A 17975-nucleotide genomic window follows, 5' to 3' on the forward strand; every position below is an offset into this window, starting at 1 on the left:
GTTTAATTGAGCGCTTACTTTATATCTATAGATGAACATGAAGTTGTTAATTTGTCCAATTTGTGCAATGAAATATTTGGTGAAGATAATTTTGTTGAAAGATTTATTTGGAAAAGTGGAAGAACTTCAGCATCAACTTTTACCAGAGAACATGAATATATATTGGCATATGCAAAAGATATATCTCAATTACCTCATGTTGTTTATAAGGGAGATGATAGCTTAATTTCTGATCGTGCAATAAAAAAGGTTAGTATTAAAAACCCAGCGTCAGAAATAACATTCCCTTCTGGAATCAAATTCTTAGGTGAAAATAAAACGTTTCCATCAGTATTTGGAGATAAAGAAGTCGTTGAAGTTACTTCCGGTGTATTTGAATGCAGGAATGGGGCCTTAGCTAGCGAAGTCACGCTAAAAGCGGGCTGGACAATGAAGAGTCAAATCGAAAATTGGCTATCAGGAAATGATACTTTTGACTCTAAAGGGCAGCAGATTGTTGAGTTCTTCTTCAAACCTAATGGTGTTCTTCAGTATGTTAAAAAACGAGGCACTGAACATCCAAAAACAATAATAACCGATTTTACAACGAAGCAAGGAAGTAAAGAGGTTGAAGCCCTTCTCTGTTCATCTGTTTTTGATTATCCAAAGCCGACAGGATTAATTGAACACTTAATGAAGGTCACGGATAGTGAAGATATCATCCTTGACTTTTTTGCTGGAAGTGGTTCTACAGGTCATGCTGTATTAAAACAAAATAAGAAAGATAGCGGTAGAAGAAAGTTTATATTGATTCAATTACCTGAGTCTGTCTCAAAAAATGCGGGTGCAATAGAGTATTGTACTAAGGAGTCAATACCTGAATTGATTTCCAGAATTGCCCTAAGAAGAATAAAAAATGCCATTTTAGAAGAAGATAAAACTCAAGGTGTTAGGTTTTTCAAATTAGATCAAACAAATATTCACTCTTGGGATGCTGATTTTGAAAGCTTAGAACCTGCTCTGCAACTCGCTGCTAAATCTATCAAAGATGACCGTATGCCTGAAGATGTGTTTTACGAGATCTTGTTGAAATATGGTTTAGAACTGACCGAACAAGTGGAAGAAACTACAGTTGAAGGCAAAAAAATCTTTATTGTTGGCACTGGTGCTTTAATGATTTGCCTGGACGATGGCATCACTGAGCAAGTGGTTGAAGGTATCGCCAAACTGAAAGAAAAGCTCAATCCAGAAAGCACTCAAATCGTTTTTAAAGACCAAGGCTTTGCAGACAGTGTTATCAAAACCAACGCGATTCAGATCCTAAAGCAGTATGGTATCAACGATGTAAAGAGCATTTAAGGTAATGATGATGAAGATTCAATTTAGATCGGACTTATCACACCAAACCAATGCAGTTGATGCTGTTTTAGGTGTGTTTGCAGGACAAGAAACATTTCAATCTAATTTCACTGTCACAGATAAGATGTGGGCAAATCAACAACTGGATATCTTTTCTAAAAACAACGACCTCGGTGTCGGAAATGCGCTTACTTTATTGCCTGATGAAATTTATGCTAACACACGTAATGTTCAGTTAAAAAATGGTTTGCCACAGGTTGAAAACGCAAAGCAAGAACTGACAAGTCTGGATTTCAGTGTTGAAATGGAAACAGGTACAGGTAAAACCTATGTGTACCTGCGTTCTATCTTTGAGCTAAATCAGCGTTATGGACTGACAAAGTTTATTATCGTAGTACCATCTATTGCAATTAAAGAAGGCGTCTATAAATCATTGCAAATCACAGAGCCGCACTTCCGTGAGCAGTATAAAAACGTTCAGTATGACTATTTTGTCTATGATTCATCAAAGCGCGAACAGGTGCGTAACTTTGCTACCAATGATTACATCCAAATTATGGTGATGAATATTGATGCGTTCAGTAAGTCATTCACCGATCCTACGAAAGAAACTACGGCGAATCTGATCCATCGTACAGATGACAGATTGAACGGGATGAAGCCTATTGAATTTATTCAGGCAACTCATCCTGTCGTTATTATTGATGAACCACAGTCAGTAGTATCAACGGCAAACCGAAAAGAAGCGATTAGCAGCTTAGCGCCATTGTGTACATTCCGTTATTCGGCCACGTTGGAAGAAGCACCACACCTGCTGTATAAGCTCGACGCTATTGATGCCTATGAGGGCAAACTGGTTAAGCAAATCGAAGTTGCTTCGCTGGAAGTTAAAGACGGGCATAACCATGCCTACATCAAGCTAGTGAGTGTTGATAATAAGAAATCCCCCATTTCTGCCAAGATTGAAATTGATGCCCAAACGCGCACAGGCAAGCTGCAACCACGTAAGGTAATTACTATCAAAGATGGTCAGGTTAATGATTTATTTGAACTTTCTGGTGGGCGCAGTGTTTATGAAGGCTATATCGTTAACGACATTTATTGCGAAGAAGGTAATGAATATATTGATTTTACCAGTCGCGATGAAATTGTGCGCCTTGGGCAAGCCATTGGCGAAGTGGATTCGGAGGCCTTCAAGTGCATTCAAATAGCCAAAACTATCGAAGAGCACCTGGAAAAAGAGTTGAAATTCTACCACAAGGTGACAACGGGTTATGACAAGATCAACCACTCGAAAATCCTGAGCCAGAAAGGTATTAAGGTGCTGAGTCTGTTTTTTATCGATAAGGTTGTCAACTACCGCGGCTACTCTAAAGATGGCGTGCCTGTTCAGGGTAAATTTGCCAAGTGGTTTGAAGAAGAGTTTGCCAGGCAGGTTAGCAAGCCCAAATATCGCGTGTTGTACCCGATTATCTGGGACAATGATGGCGATAAATACACCATTAACGAAATAGCGCTGCAAGAACTCACCCAAGCAGTGCACGATGGCTACTTTGCGCAGGACAAGAAAAAAGACACTTCTGGTAACCCTCAGTTCACTGACTCGAAGCTTTCAGCTAAAGGCGAAGGGGGTAAAACCGTGGCGGATGAGTCGGCCTATAATCTGATTATGAAAGATAAAGAAAAGCTTCTATCTATGGATGAGAAGCTGCGTTTTATTTTTTCACACTCAGCACTGAAAGAAGGCTGGGACAACCCGAATATTTTCCAGATTTGTACGTTGAATGAAACTCGTTCAGTCACTAAAAAACGACAGGAAATCGGTCGTGGCCTACGTTTAGCCGTTGATCAGTCTGGTGAACGTGTGCCTTACGGTTTTGAGGTAAATACCCTGACCGTTATGGCAAACGAATCTTATGAAAGCTTTGTTTCTGAACTGCAAAAAGAGATTGAAGCAGAAGAAGGCATTAAATTTGGTGTGGTTGAATCTCACCAATTTGCCAACATTGTTGTTTCTGGTGAGTTGGATCAGAAAGCCTTCTTGGGAGCGAAGGGGTCAGAAGAGATCTTCCAGCATCTTCTGTCTCAAGGTTATATTGATGGCAAAGGCAAGATTCAGGATGTGCTGAAAATTGCCATCAATAATAATGAGGTGAGTCTGCCTTCCAGTGTTGCTGAGTATACTGAGGCCATCGTTGCCATGTTGAAGAAGTTGGCAAAAGGCTTGAACGTGAAAAAACACGCAGAAAAGCGCTCTGTAGCCTTGTGTGAAGATACAAATGGTAAGCAGGTTGTACTTGGTGAAGACTTCAAAGCCCTTTGGGGACGTATTAAATACAAAACAACTTATCGTGTTAACTTTAATATCAACGAGCTGGTTGATAACTGTATCAAGGAAATTAGAGCGAATGTGGTCGTAGCCAGAGCCTGGTTTCAGTACACCAAAGTTAAGATTGCTGTTACTGAAGCTGAACTGGAAACCTACGATGAGAAAACCAAGATGCAGTATTATTGCAGTCGCAACTTCCAGTTGCCAGATGTTGTGACTTATCTGACCGATCAGACCAATCTGACCCGCCAGACAATTATCGATATTCTGCTAGGTTTAGGCGATAAGCTGGAAGCCTTCAAAAATAATCCTCAGCGCTTTATCGAGTTAGCGGGTAAAGTTATCCGTAAACAGATGCGTATTGCCATTGTGGATGGAATTAAGTACCACCGTATTGGTGACGAGGCATACTATGCTCAAGAGCTTTTCCAAGAAGAAGAGCTGACTGGTTACTTCAAAGATATGGTGAAAGCTGAAAAATCGGTATATGACTACATCATTTGCGATTCAGATACTGAGCTTAACTTCGTTGAAAAGCTGGAAAATGCTGAAGAAGTGAAGATCTATTCCAGGCTGCCATCTTGGTTCAAGATTGATACTCCGCTAGGCAGTTACAATCCTGACTGGGCGGTAATCATTGACAAAGGTGATGGAGCCGGGGAGAAGCTTTACTTTGTGGTTGAAACGAAATCGAGCATATTCTCAGATGACCTGCGTGAAGCTGAAAAAGCTAAGATCAAGTGTGGTGTTGAGCATTTCAATGCATTAAGTAAAGACAAAAATGGTAAAGAGGTGCCTAACGCTGCCAGGTTTGTTAAAGCTGATAACTTTGATACGTTCAGTGCTCATTTTGGATCTTAATAGCATCAAGGCATTAGCGCATAGAGCCTTCAGGTTACAGACAAAGCGCTGGTTTTTATCCGGCGCTCTGTTTTAATGTGCCGGGCAGGGTACGTACCGTACTTTTACCGATAAAATCAAATAATTTGCTCTGCTGCGGTCAGATGTTCAACTTTTGAGGTATGTGACTGCGATGATTTAAGATAGCAACTGACCGTCTTTCTGAAAATTGCATTTATCAGGCAAATCCGCCTGAAATAAATAAATTAATTGCCAATATTACAAATATTAAGGCAGTGATTTTATTTAAAATATTTTGTATTTCTGGTTTATGAGATATTACTTCACTTAAATACCCTGACAAATATGAAATAATGGAAAATACAATGAAAGTGATGATAGAAAATATCACACCCAGATATAATGATTGGAGTGAAACTGAGATAATATTTGTACTTTTATTGGTGAACTGAGGCAGAAAAGCCAAAAAGAAAACGATAATCTTGGGGTTTGATAAATTCATGAGTATCCCTTTGCCGATGAGTTTTTTTGTATCATGAAAATGATAAGAGCTTCCTTGAATAAAAGTAGGTTTAGCTTTGAAAGCCCCCCAAGCCAGATAAGTTAGATAAATTATGCCAAAAATCCGAATAACTCCAAATGCTACTGCATTTTCTCGTAATATTGTTGCAATACCTAATGATACTAAAGAAATATGTATTGCCAAACCAATACATAGACCAATGGTTATTAATATTCCAGCTTTTCGCCCATTTATTGCCGATTGACTCAATATAAAAAGATTATCAGGACCGGGTAAAAAACATAAAAAAGTTGAAATACTGATAAATGTAATTAATGTTTCTATAGATGGCATAATAATTACCACTATTTTACTATTGATGATTTCATTATATTAATGAAAGTAAATGATATATAAAAGATAGAAAATCTACTTATGGGTATGAATTAATTTCATACCATGTCTGATTGTCCTGTCAAGATGCGCTTTGATTAAAGGAAAACAAATTTCTCGGAACCATTTATGCTCTGGATCTTGATGATACTTGGCATGCCACAGTAAGTAGTATTGCTGCGGCTGGATATCAATGGGTAAGTATCTTATTTTCAAATCATAATATTGGGCAAAATCAGCAGCGATATGCAGTGGTATAGTGAGCATGGCATCTGTTTTTAACAGTAACTCAATGGCTGATTGGAAAAAAGGAACTGTAACTAAAATATTACGGTGGAGATCCATCATTGCTAATGTATGGTCAACGGAGCTATCTTTATCTCCGCCACCACTAATAAGAATATGCCGACTGTTAATATAGTCGTTAATGGTTAGCTCACGATCAGATTTAGGGTGATTATCTCTGAATACAACAACAAGTTGGTCTTCGGCCATTAACTTGCCATATAAATTATCAGGTATGGAGTCAGCAATAGTGGCCACTAAGTCAAGATCTTGCCCGGCAAGTTTGTTCAGATTATTTTTATACCACAATTTATATTCGATACTGACTTTAGGTGCTTCTCTTTCAATATGAAAAAAGATAGAAGGTAAGATGGCTTGTGCGACATAGTCGCTGGAGGCTAAGGTAAATTTCCTTTTACATTGACTTGGGTCTATTGATTCTGGTGCATATAGATTATCCAATTGCTGCATCAATATGGGAAGCTGTGCTTTTAATTTCTCTCCTTTCTTGGTAAGGATAAATTTATTTTCCTCTCTTATCATAATCTTGTCATGAAAATCTTCACGGAGCTGATTTAATGTTTTACTCATCGCAGACTGTGTCACATTTAATTGTTTTGCTGATTCGGTCAAATTAAGTGTTCTCAGTATTGATATTAGAGCAGGTAGTAATTTGTAATTATTCAAAGTGTACTTTCCATATTGGCGATTTTAATAATTATAAACACTTTAAGTGATATTTAATTTTTTATCCATGATTTTTCAATACGAATTAATTCAAATAAATTTGTTCAACAATCAGCTATGTATCTAATCATGATACTCCTGCCTCATAAATAAAAATGGTTGTTCTATTGGATAAAAAATAATATATCCCAGTAATGGGAGACTGATTTAATCAAAAGAGTACATTTATAGAGGAGGTAATAATATGGATAACCATTATGATGTTTTGATTATGGGAGCGGGCGTTTCTGGCATTGGTATGGCATGCCATTTGGTAAGAGAATGTCCTGACAAAAAAGTGGGTATCTTAGAGCGTCGTCACGCAATAGGTGGAACTTGGGATTTATTTCGCTATCCAGGGATTCGCACAGATTCAGATATGATGAGCTATGGCTATAAATTTCGTCCCTGGACAGATACCAGTATTTTTGCTGATGGGCCTTCAATTAGACACTATCTGAATTCAGCAGTAGAAGAGTATGCAATTGATAAAAAAATTCAGTTTGGATTAAAGATCACCAAAATTAACTGGTCAAATGAAACTCGCCAATGGACTGTTACTGCAATAGATGAAACCAGTGGAGAAATTCGGCAATTTACTTGTCATTTTCTTATCGGTGCGACAGGTTACTACAATCAAGATGAACCCTATGTACCTAAGCTCCCTGGTCTTGAAGATTTTAAAGGCCCGGTAGTTCATCCACAACACTGGCCTGAGACATTAGATTACAAACGAAAGCGAGTTGTTGTGATTGGAAGTGGTACAACCGCAGTTACTTTACTTCCGGCAATGGCATATGAGACCGAGCATATTACTATGCTACAGCGTTCCCCAAGTTATATTTTTTCAATACCGGGCAGGGATAAGATTGCTGAGTTTCTGAATGGCATTATTCCACAACGTTGGATTTATACATTAAGCCGAAAACGCAATATTTTATTTTTCAGCTTGTTATATAAAATCAGCCGATATTTCCCTCACTTTTTGAAATCGTTATTGTTGGGATTAGCCCGCAGAAAAGTTGGCCCTGATTTTGACATGAAACACCTGACACCCAAGTATATGCCATGGGATGAACGATTGTGCTTTGTGCCTGACAGCAATCTATTTAAGGTTCTGAAAGAGAGGAAAGCTTCTATCGTCACTGATCAAATTAAACGTATTACTGAAGATGGGATTTTATTGCAATCGGGTAAGAAATTATCTGCTGATATCATAGTGACAGCGACAGGGTTGCAATTACAACTGATGGGAGGAGCTGAGATTACTATTGATGGTCAACCACAGCAAGGTAATAATATGATGTTCTATAAGGGGACATTAATACAGGATATTCCTAATTTTGCTTATCTATTTGGTTATGTTAGCAACGCCTGGACATTAAAAGTTGATCTCTCAGCAGAATATATTTGTCGTTTATTACATGAAATGGATCGCCGTCAGGCTACGGTTGTGACACCACATGCTCTGCCAGATGAGGTAGTACCTGATAAACATTTATTTGGTGGCTTGCAATCTGGCTATGTGAAACGGAGTGAAGATGCACTTCCCCGTCAGGGACGCAGCCCAAATTGGCAAGTGTCACATGATTATCAAAAAGATAAACAAGTCTTACGGCAGCCAGTGGATGATCCCGCTCTGGAATGGTTGTAATTATAATCAGCCCGTTATGATAACGGGCGAATTATTTTTTGTCAGATTTCAGAGTAATAAGGGATATCAAGGATGGTACGGTAATGCTCAATTTTATATTCTTAATTCTATGCACTAACGTTGTTTGATGAACCACTTCCTGGAGAGCCAGGAGAAAATTATTCCTGAAATCGCACCAAAAATATGGCTTTCTGTAGAAATATTTTCTTGTAGTGGTAATAGACCGAAAGCTATCCCGCCATAATAGATAATGACCAGAATGGAGAAGAAAAAATCTTTAGCTCTTCTCAGGAAGTAAGCATTCGCCAGTAATAATCCCCACAAACCAAAAATCCAGCCGCTGGCACCGATATGAATGGCCATTCGGCCGAATAACCAGACTAACGTACCCTCGGTAAAAATAATAAACAAACTGGCCAGAATGTAATAACGAATAGAATGGGTCATCAGTAATGCACTGAGTGCCAATAAGGCAGGGAGGTTACTAAACAGATGTGCCCAACTGCTATGCAAAAATGGTGATAGTGGGATACCGATCAAACCCTGAGAGTATCGGGGAATAATGCCGAAATTGTTTAATGTTCCATCGGTTAAGGTATCAATTATTTGAATTAAAAAAAGTATTAATACCAACCCGACCAAGATATGAAAGCGTTGTTGGAGCCATATTTTCACTATATGTTGCCTTAATATTATTTATTTATCACATCAAATTTTCGTAACCAACAACTAACGCATCAGGAATTGCATGAGCCATTAAATCAGAGGTTCTATCTAATTGGCTTCGGGTTAAATCTGTACGATTAACTAATAAGTTTCGTTTCCATTCTTCATGAATTTGGTGGCTCCAACGTGCTCTAAACTGCCCTGATAAACCTAGCCACATAAGGAAATCTCTCAATGGTGCTGGATATAAAACACAAGCATCATAGATGGCTGTAAAGGAAGAATATCTCATTCGTATCCCATTCCTAATTCTTGTGCTTGCTGAGTCAGTTCTGACATGGTTTTTTCACTATCTTGATCGCGTGTATTTTTAAATATCATCAGGTCTGAAAACCGTACACGGCGATGCTTTCCAGTCTTGTGGAATGGTAGTGCACCTTCTTCCAATAACTTGATTAAATGAGGCCTGGAGACATTAAGTAAATCTGCTGCTTCTTGAGTGGTTAGTTCTGCATGAACTGGTACAACTTTAACTGAATTACCTTCAGCAAGTTCAGACAAAATATCAACCAAGAGGCGCAAAGCAGAAGTGGGTAATTCTACTTTATGTGATTGATTTTTTTCATCAAATATCTGGATATATTGGGTTTCGAAATGGGTTGCCAGATAGGCTGCCAGAACACGCTGACTTTCCACTGCAACCTGAACTTCTCTTGCTAAAGGAAGCGTCATTTTGGAGGAGTTGGAAATAATCATGGAAAATTCCTCAATAGCTAGTGATGCATTAAAAATCGGCAATCACAAGATAAACGAAATAATCAAAAAACGCAATAAACGAAAAATAAGTATTTTTTAAACTGAGTACTGTTTTGTAAGTCTATGTTTTTTCGGATATACAGATCAATTTCCTAACGCCTGAACACTCTCAACCAAATCAGCAAGTTGAGCAACAACCCGGTCACCGATATTAGCATTATCACCGCCTAGTGCTTTATTGCGCATAAAATCGCGTTTTATCTGTTGCCAGCGTTGTTGTTGTTCTGGTGTCATAGTGCCACGGATCTCTGCCAGTTTGAGTAAGTTCTCTTCCGCTCCACTGGTCAGCAATTGTGCTTCTCCTAAATAGTGATCATCCAGAATACGTTGTATTTCTGCTTCGTTCATTACCGCAGAAACTTTTTCACTGAGTTTGTTCATATTACGGTAACTTCCTTGTAGTTTGAATGGTGGCTCTGTCCGGTATTTATCTGACTGAGCGGCACTGGCAATATATTGTTGATTCACTTTGAAAACGATATTCCGCATGATCAGCAGACGCTCAAGGATAGCAACGATTTCGGTGAGTTCAGCTTCGCTATAGGGGTAACTCAACGCATTGCTGGAGAACGGTTTACCCATTGCTTTATCAATAAACAGGTATAAATCGTTCATGTCACGTAACGCCAACGGAGCCAATACCGGATTTGACGTCAGGCTGTTTTCGATATAGCTCAGTCTGAAGGCTTCTTCCATACCACCTAATACTTCACCGAGGTTATAAATATCGGCACGATTCGCCAACATATCAGGGATTTTGAACAGTTCACCGGATTCGGTATAAGGGTTGCCGGACATGACAACGCAGAATTTTTTGCCGCGCATATCGTAGGTTTTGGTCTTGCCTTTCCAGACACCTTCTATACGTCGTGTTCCGTCACACAGAGAAATAAATTTTTGCAGGAATTCAGGGTTGGTATGCTGGATATCGTCAATATACAGCATTACGTTATTACCCATTTCCAGTGCCAGATTCAGTTTTTCCAGTTCCTGACGGGCAGTGGCATTCGGAGCCTGAACTGGATCAAGTGACAGCACATCATGCCCCAACGCTGGCGCATTGATTTTCATGAAGATTAAACCAAGACGGTTGGCGATATATTCCATTAATGTGGTTTTACCATAGCCGGGCGGCGAGATCATCAGAAGCATCCCCATCAGATCTGTTCGTTTTCCTTCACCGATAGCTCCGATCTGTTTGGCAAGGTTATCACCAATCAATGGCAGGTAAACATCGTTGATCAGTTTGTTGCGAACAAATGAACTCAGTGGCCGAGCCTTGAACTCATGTAATCGCAATGATTGACGTTGTTGGTTCAGAACACTTTGACGTAATTCCTGATAATGGTGATAAGTAGGAATAAATACTTTGCGCTGTTTACGCATCCGGCAGAAATAATCATCGAGGCTGAGGATCAATGTCTGATTGACAATGGAAGGATGCTCTCCGATTAATCCTGTAACTGTAAAATGTAAATCGACTTCACTGAAACGGGCATTGAGCGATTTATCCAGTAAAATCAGCGCGACAGCTTCTGGAATATAATTTTTCAATGGTGAAAATTCAGTTAAAGAACAGAGCCCATTCAGCCAGTTTTCTACCAGCGACCAGCGTTGAGAAAAACGTTGGTTAAGGTTTTTTTGTGAATGATTGAAGTCTCCCCACATATGGGCTTTTTCCAGCACGGATTGCAGCCCTTCCAGCAAAGTACGAGCGTATTTACTGAAATTAAATTCTACTGTGGCACGGCTCAAAACCAGGCATAAATATTCCGCTGCCTGTGTTTGTTGGTAAGGTTCACACTTAATTGGATGACGTTCAAGGAACAGGCTAATTTCTGCTGCTACTTCTGTCTCTAGATCTTGCAATCCCGCATCATTACGAAAAAGTTGATAGATATTAGTACAGGTACGGGCACGCTCTGGCCACAATGATGGCAGCTCTGCATGTTGAACCTGTTCCCAGAACAGAACAGCGATAGCTCTGGCGCGGGAGTTGAAACGCAAAAGATCGGCGCTTTCCCCTACAGGAATGAGTTTACGCAGGATTGCCACGGCATCATGATCATGGATACCTTTTTCATACCCCTCTTTATAACGGGGAGCTGCAAAATCACGTATGGTTTTTTCCAATATTCCTGGTTGGCTAATCAGGGTTTTCAGCCCATCCAATGTTAAGCCTTCCCGTTTTTTGCTGGCTGCATAAATCAGTGAGTAGGCAAGGTATTCCGCACGGTAAACTTCCGGTGATTCTGATTCAAGGGGTATTTTCCAGTAGGGTTTTAGGTCGTTAAGTTCCGGGTTATCTATCGGCTCCCGATAATCTGTTCCGGTCAAATGTAGATAGAGCAGATCGCCTTGTGGCAGGATGGTCAGATCCAGCTCTTGAGTATTAACACTGAAACGGTGGCGAGGGCCAAGTTTGATAATGTTGCCACCCTCTTCATAAATTTCGGTTTTATCCCGCAGACTGCGAATGGCCTGATCTCGTGTAGCCTTGAATTTCGCATCAATATCGTCCGATTTGACACTGTCTTTCAGTTCACGCAAACGTTCAATAATTTCCCGTGTTTTCAGAGACAGTGTATCGGCAGCAAAAAAGGCATTCAGTTCATCAAGCGAAGAAAACTTGGCTGTCCTGCGGCTTATGCTGCCCAGCAGACGTTCTGCCGCAACGTGTAAAGTTTGGGTTTTGCGTTGGCGTTCGTCCAGTAATGATTGTTTGTGAGTTTCGAATGTTTCCAGCAACTCTTCGCGCTTATCCAGAATGTCATTTAAAAACTCATCGTGATCACTAAATTGGCTCTCCAGCTCTTCCAGTTGTACCAATAAACGTGAGAGCTGTTCGTCACAACGTTCAGGATCGGTGGAAAGCGTCAGGGCGTTGGTAATCCCTTGACTGAATAATTTAAATTGCGCACCGAATTGTGCGACGGATTCAACAGCACTTTTCTCTTTACGGCGTTGTCGCAATCTGGCTCTCGCCTGATTCAGTAACGCATAGATCTCAGAAATGGACTCAATAATGTGAGTCTGCTGAGTTGTGTCTTCAAATTTCAGTGAAGCCATCAGATTTGACAGCATATCCAGATCGGCTGACATTTTTTCCATGCCAGCCAATGGCTCCGTAAGTTGGGTACTATTAGCGGCTGCCTGCACTTGTTTTTCCAACGTCTGTAACTGTTGGTTGAAGGGTTGCAAAGCCCTTTCGCTGGCAAGAAATTCCGCAGTTGCCAGTGAAATGCGTCGCTGACTGTCAGCCAGTTGTGTTTCCATTTCATCGAGACGGGATAAATCGATATAACGGTGATCGCGCAGGGTGATTAAATGGCCGCGTTGGATGCTCAAATTGTTTAATGCATCAATAAATTGCTGAGTTTCAGTCCAACTTTCCGGCAACATGGCGGTCAGCAACGCTTTTTGAGATGACGTTGCTTCATTCATAGCCCGAACGGATTGACGACGGATACTTTCTACTTTTTCGTATTCATCCAATACCCGTTCACTGGTGTTGGCGATCTCTTTAAGCAATACTGCGATATGCAGGTTCTGTTCGCCACTTAACCGCTTTCCGTCGCTTAACCACTTTCCGTCACTTAACCAATAGTAGATATCCACCAGACGGCGGGCATCTTGACAGAGTTTTTCGTAGAGTTGAGAGGAGATCTGCTGTTGCTCAATCTCTTTGACAATGTGGTAAAGATCGGAAATCCCCCGCACTAATTCTGCATTGCCAATACGTCCGAGGAAACTGTTTCGGGCAGGTTGACGGGCGGCATATTCGTCTGAGTAGAAAGGCGTTTGCCAGATTTGCATTGGGTGGATGCGTGTTGGCTCATCTGATTGCCCTTCGAACAGTACCATCTGACCATCTTCCAACATGGCATAGCCGTGGCCAAATAATGGATTTTGTAGCTTACGCTCGATCAAGTTGTAGTTGAACAATGCCAGACGGCCGAACCTGGGTTCATAGAAGATATACATGACATCTTCCCCATTCGGAGAGCGGCGAATCCGTCGGAATCGCATCCCATCCATCGGTTGATCGAAAGTTTTGTATTCTCCATTTTGCAGGTAATAACCACCGGGAAAGATAATACCGTGATCTTCCGGTAGCTGAATGCAAGCCAAACCAATAGCATCAATGCGCTGTACCGTCTGAATCAGTGTGTTATAAACCAGATAACGCCATGTATCCTCTCGATAAGGCAGAATTTTTAATAAAATAAGACTACCAGCCTGAGCGTATTCGATTTGTGCATCATCCAGAGATTGCGTTTTATCCAGTACCGCTTCCCGGTAAATACCCAATCCATCTTCGGTATTGTTTTCACATTTGATGGTCAGATCGCCGCCGATGGTTTCCACAAATACCGTATCGAGAATGTTCATGTGTGGATAGCGGCCATGTACGGTATTTTCCCGTGTTGTTCGCTGCCATTCGAAATCGTAAGCAGGGGGCAGGGCGATATCCCGTTCACCGCGATTATCAATGTATTTGATTTCAGTTTTGTCGCTGGAAATTGTCCAGCGGAATACGCGAATATCGGTGATCCGTTCACCAATCTGGAAGCTGGCAAGGAGTTTCCCGTCCCGCTCGACCAGTTCCAGTAGTTGAGTATTCTTGTAGTAGGTATACAGTTCGTTGAAATCCTGTACAAAGCTGGTGATGTTGAGGAATGTACCTGTCAGTGGGACAGATTCAACATCATATTCATCGTTCTCTTTTTTCAATTTGTACAGGGAAAAAACATCTTCAACCTGAGTCTCTTTTTTCAAGCCGAGGAAAACGTTATAGCCAAACAGTAACCAGTCACCAACACGGACAATGTCGCGGGCAACGCAGTTATTTTCTGTGCGGATACGAATACGGCCAATAATATCAGTCTGGTTTTTGCCAAATTCTTCCAGACGGAGGGTATTTAACAGACTGACTTTTTCGTGTAATTGCTGGCCTTGTTCAGACAGACGATGGCGTAAGATGTCATAGGCTCCACCTTCAGCGACGGCATTATCCAGTAATTCCTGCTCGCGAGTGTTTACTTGATGATCATTCATTTGGCTATCTGACATGGCGTAAGTATTTCCTTGCTTTAATGACGTTAATTCCGGTTCCAGGGCACTGTACAGACATCTCTTAAATATAGATATTCACCGCCACGGGTAACCGTGACGGTGAATATTACTGACTACTCTTCTGAATTATCTTTCTTCTGACTTTTTTTACCGCCGCTGAACATATTGACCAGAGATTGAACCTCTGGGTTTTGCAGCAAAGAGTTGAAATCGAGTTTTTGCTCTCCAGCGACTTTTTCACCCACCTCTTTTTTATCCAACTCTTTTCCGGTTCCGTTATCATCTTTACTTGCCAGCAACCTATCTACGGCGGATTTTACTAATGGGCTTTTGTCAACCACGCCATTAATGGCTTTGCCCACAGTGAGTGCTTTAGAGAAGGTATTGAAGAAGCTGCCGTCACCGCCCACGATATCGATGTTGGTTTTGCTAAGCGCTGCCGCCAGAACGTCCGCTTGTTCTTTGGCGATCTCTTTATTGGCGGAAATGGCAGACATCTCTTGTTCAAAGTTTTTCTCAAGCTGCATACGGAACTCTTCATGCTCACGTGCGGTATCGTTGAGATTACCCATCGCGGTAAATTTATCAGTCAGACCATCAGCTTCTGCTTTCAGACGCTGGCGGATCACTTCAGCTTGTGCAGCACCCAACTGGCCTTCACCACGTGCTTGTGCCGTCAGTTTTTCTTCCAATACTTTGGCTTCTGCCAGACCTTGTTTTTCAGAAGCATTGGCTTGAGCTTCCATTACCCGTGCTTCAGCCAAACCTTTTTCTTGTGTGCCACGGGCTTCTGCCAGTAATTTCTCAGCAATAACATTTGCCTGTACCAGACCTTCTTTCTCTTCTGCCTCAGCTTTAGCTTGACGGATACGGGCTTCGGCCAGACCCAGAGCTGCCTCTTCGGCTTCAATACCTTCTGCCAGACGTTTTTTCGCTTCGGACTGTTTGGCGGCTGCGTCTAATTCAGCTTGTGCCATAGTGCTGATTTCCAATGCTTTGAATTTAGCACTGCTTTCATCTGCTTCGGCTTGTTTTACCTGGCGAACCAGCTCTTGTTCTGCTTCAGCCTGAGCCTGAATAATAATGATCTGTTTTTGCCGATCTGCTTCAGAAACCATACGCACTTCCTTGATGCGTTCTTCTTCTTGAGCAACGGTTTTTTCTACGGCGACACGCTCACGAATAACGTTAGAAATATTTTTACGCTCTTCTTCCAGCGCTTTCTCTTTTTCAATGCGCTGGAGTTCAACTTCACGCTCACGGGCAACAATTTCCAATTCCTGTGCGCGAATGACTTTTTCCATTTCAATGGTGACGGCACGGGAGCGATTCTGTTGAGCAACTTCTACTTCACGCAGGCGATTCTCTTCGCGGATTTCGATTTCCTGCTGAGTTTGAATACGAGCTTGCTCTGCTTTCAGGCGCTCTTCTTCTTTTACTTTCAGCGTTTCGGCGGCTTCACGAGCACGGATGCTTTCAATTTCACGTTTTTGGCGGGCTTCGGCATCAGCTTGCTGACGTTCTAATGCCAGACTGGCTTCACGGGTCTCCACGTTTTTCTTCTGGATAGCCAGCTCTTGATCTCGTTCTTTCTGGTTGGTTTCAATATTGTGAATGGCAGTGATTTCGGTGATTTTGCGAATACCTTCCGCATCGAAGATATTGTTTGGGTCCAGCGAGTTTTTCGGGGTCTGTTCCAGATAGTCGATAGCAACATCTTCCAGAGCATAACCGTTCAAATCCTTACCGATGACATCAACAATGCGGTCACGGAAGTTTTGGCGGTCTTCAAACAGTTTTGCCAGTTCAAGTTGTTTACCAACAGTTTTCAGTGCTTCTGAGAATTTGGCACTAAACAGCGTGCTGACGGCATTATGGTCAGATGCACGTTCAACACCGATGGATTTTGCCACTTTCAGTACATCTTCGGTGGTTTCATTCACTCGCAGGTAGAAAGCAACAGTAATGTCTGCGCGCAGGTTATCTTTACAGATCAGGCCATCCTTACCCCGACGATCAACTTCCAGCGTCAGCAGGGAAATTCGCATGAATTCTTTTTTGTAAATAATGGGATAAACCAGAGCACCAGTAAAATGGACTTTAGGCTGAGATGACATATCGTTAACGATCAGCGCAGTTCCCTGTGGTACTTTGATATAAAATGCTTTAAAAAGCCCAAAAAAACCCAGAATGACGATGATTATCGTTGCAATAATGATCAAAAACGGCATGAAATCAGCCAAATTAATATCTGACATATTTAAGTGTTTCTCCATTTTTTACGGCAGTGGTGGAAAGTAACTTGTTACAATCTAAATTCATCTTCACTGACGACAGCATAACTGTTAGTTGTGGCGTCATAACTGATCAGCACGACGCGATCTCCGCGAATGATACCGTCACTTTCTGGTGCCCGTATCTGCAAGATAAGGCTGGCACCATTGTGATTCATTAATGCTTCTCCCCGTTGTTCTGTGACAATGGGAGAACGGACTTCGGCGGCTTTGCCAATCAGATTATCAACACTATTGGAGCGATTGAGCCTTGATAATTTTGGTTGCAGTGGGCGTAAGAGTGTTGCTGTCAGAAATAGAGCAATGAAACCTACGATAAAGAGTGTGGCAATTCCTAGTAAATAACGGAGCACGTCGGATTCAATGAAACGAAGCATTAAGTGCTCGCTGAAATAGCTCAGTGGCCAGCCAATCAGAGTAATTAGTGTGATAATAATGGTGATAGGAATTCCGGTCAGGCCGAGTTTCGTTAACCAACCTGCCAGAGAGGTTGCGTCGAAACTATCTACATCTATATTCAAAATATCAATATCAAGCAAACCAAAAGCGGCACATATCCAATAAAACAGAATAATCAATAATAGCCCGCTGAAGAGAATAACCGGAAAAGCTAAACAGTTTTGTAAGAAAAGCGCCATTAGAATACTGTCTCAAAATGGTAATAAGTCATTGTAAATTTATATTTAATTAAATAAAATTTAAGAATAAGTTAATAGTTAAAAAAAGATATTTTTTGAATTTTTACCAGAGGAATTAATGGTTGTTATTTATACTCTTAGTAATAATAAAACAAAATCGTTTAATTTTTTGATTGGCTATTATTCTGTATTGAAATGAAGGAAATCTACGACGTATTTAAGATATAAATTCAGAAGAGAATATTAGTTGATATAATTTATTTATTAAATTATCAATTAATAAATTATTTTATCCAGACTAATTATATTTGCGAAGGAATTCCTGAATAGATTTCGATATGGTTTAAAAATGGCATGCGGATTGCCGCAAAATGGTTAGGGGCTGTTGATGTTTTAA

Annotated in this window: 11 protein-coding genes; 3 read left to right on the forward strand and 8 right to left on the reverse strand. The window is 40.9% G+C overall.

Translation table 11 applies throughout. The annotated features are described in order from the left end of the window. Window positions 1–6: 6 nt before the first annotated feature. Window positions 7–1338: a DNA methyltransferase gene (locus tag ABLA85_RS17155; RefSeq protein WP_367965558.1), complete on the forward strand. Its 1332-nt coding sequence runs from the start codon at window positions 7–9 to the stop codon at window positions 1336–1338. Between the two features lie 4 nt (window positions 1339–1342). After that, a complete protein-coding gene (locus tag ABLA85_RS17160) occupies window positions 1343–4528 on the forward strand; it encodes a type III restriction-modification system endonuclease (protein WP_367965559.1) in 3186 nt (1061 codons plus the stop codon). Between the two features lie 217 nt (window positions 4529–4745). On the opposite strand, the gene ABLA85_RS17165 is transcribed toward ABLA85_RS17160, so the two are convergent. Both ABLA85_RS17165 and ABLA85_RS17170 read right to left on the reverse strand, forming a co-directional pair. Next, on the reverse strand, window positions 4746–5384 hold the full coding sequence (locus ABLA85_RS17165; RefSeq protein WP_367965560.1) for a LysE family translocator: 639 nt from the start codon (window positions 5382–5384) through the stop codon (window positions 4746–4748). Window positions 5385–5459: 75 nt separating this feature from the next. Then, window positions 5460–6395, reverse strand: a complete 936-nt coding sequence (locus tag ABLA85_RS17170) for a LysR family transcriptional regulator (RefSeq protein WP_367965561.1) — start codon at window positions 6393–6395, stop codon at window positions 5460–5462. A 244-nt stretch (window positions 6396–6639) separates the two neighbouring features. Here ABLA85_RS17170 and ABLA85_RS17175 point away from each other — a divergent pair, with 244 nt between their 5' ends. After that, window positions 6640–8088 carry a flavin-containing monooxygenase gene (locus ABLA85_RS17175; protein ID WP_367965562.1) on the forward strand — a complete coding sequence of 483 codons (1449 nt, stop codon included), beginning with the start codon at window positions 6640–6642 and terminating at the stop codon, window positions 8086–8088. Between the two features lie 114 nt (window positions 8089–8202). On the opposite strand, the gene ABLA85_RS17180 is transcribed toward ABLA85_RS17175, so the two are convergent. The 6 genes from ABLA85_RS17180 to ABLA85_RS17205 all read right to left on the reverse strand — a co-directional run bounded on the left by ABLA85_RS17180 (window position 8203) and on the right by ABLA85_RS17205 (window position 17578). After that, a complete protein-coding gene (locus ABLA85_RS17180; RefSeq protein WP_367965563.1) occupies window positions 8203–8763 on the reverse strand; it encodes a rhomboid family intramembrane serine protease in 561 nt (186 codons plus the stop codon). A 28-nt stretch (window positions 8764–8791) separates the two neighbouring features. Further along, window positions 8792–9046: a hypothetical protein gene (locus tag ABLA85_RS17185; protein ID WP_367965564.1), complete on the reverse strand. Its 255-nt coding sequence runs from the start codon at window positions 9044–9046 to the stop codon at window positions 8792–8794. After that, window positions 9043–9510: a helix-turn-helix domain-containing protein gene (locus ABLA85_RS17190; protein ID WP_367965565.1), complete on the reverse strand. Its 468-nt coding sequence runs from the start codon at window positions 9508–9510 to the stop codon at window positions 9043–9045. The genes ABLA85_RS17185 and ABLA85_RS17190 overlap by 4 nt, the downstream gene beginning before the upstream one ends. Window positions 9511–9654: 144 nt before the next feature. Then, window positions 9655–14628 carry a DNA repair ATPase gene (locus ABLA85_RS17195; protein WP_367965567.1) on the reverse strand — a complete coding sequence of 1658 codons (4974 nt, stop codon included), beginning with the start codon at window positions 14626–14628 and terminating at the stop codon, window positions 9655–9657. Between the two features lie 131 nt (window positions 14629–14759). Next, window positions 14760–16895 carry a hypothetical protein gene (locus ABLA85_RS17200; protein WP_367965568.1) on the reverse strand — a complete coding sequence of 712 codons (2136 nt, stop codon included), beginning with the start codon at window positions 16893–16895 and terminating at the stop codon, window positions 14760–14762. A 56-nt stretch (window positions 16896–16951) separates the two neighbouring features. Beyond that, window positions 16952–17578 carry a ubiquinone biosynthesis protein UbiH gene (locus ABLA85_RS17205; protein ID WP_367965566.1) on the reverse strand — a complete coding sequence of 209 codons (627 nt, stop codon included), beginning with the start codon at window positions 17576–17578 and terminating at the stop codon, window positions 16952–16954. Between the last annotated feature and the right edge of the window lie 397 nt (window positions 17579–17975).

Origin of the sequence: Xenorhabdus sp. SGI246, from assembly GCF_040838225.1 — a bacterium.
GTDB classification, from domain to species: Bacteria; Pseudomonadota; Gammaproteobacteria; order Enterobacterales; family Enterobacteriaceae; genus Xenorhabdus; species Xenorhabdus indica.